A 470-nucleotide genomic window follows, 5' to 3' on the forward strand; every position below is an offset into this window, starting at 1 on the left:
AAGCTGACGCTGTGGCCGGTGCCGCAGCGGTAGTTGATGAGGTGCTGCCACAGCGTCAGCTTTGTGGGCAACGTCCACGAGGGTCCCCACGCCCTGAATGGCCGCAACACCACGGTGTTCCAGCCGGGCATGATCATCACCGATGAGCCGGGCGTGTACGAGGCCGGTCAGGTGGGCATCCGCATTGAGAACGAGCTGGAGTGCTACCACAAGGCCGACAACCAGTACGGCACCTTCCTGGCCTTCCGTCCGCTGACCATTGTGCCCATTGCCACCTCTCCTGTGGTGCCCGGTGTCCTGACCCGGGACGAGCTGGATTGGCTGAACGCCTACCACCGCGAAGTGTTTGAGAAGCTGGCTCCCCGCCTGAATGAAGAAGAGCGGGATTGGCTGGCAAAGAAGTGCGCTGCCATCGGAGCATACCCACAAAAAAGGGAGACCCCGCAGGGGGTCTCCCGATTTTGGTTTAT

At 61.5% G+C, this 470-nt stretch carries 1 protein-coding gene; it reads left to right on the plus strand.

The window, feature by feature from the left end; genetic code table 11:
• Window positions 1-36: 36 nt before the first annotated feature.
• Window positions 37-470 (plus strand): M24 family metallopeptidase C-terminal domain-containing protein (locus tag P0G09_RS15580; protein ID WP_275253104.1); only part of this gene is annotated, 434 nt, incomplete at its 3' end.

Origin of the sequence: Faecalibacterium sp. DFI.5.82 (assembly GCF_029076575.1) — a bacterium.
GTDB lineage: Bacteria > Bacillota > Clostridia > Oscillospirales > Ruminococcaceae > Faecalibacterium > Faecalibacterium duncaniae.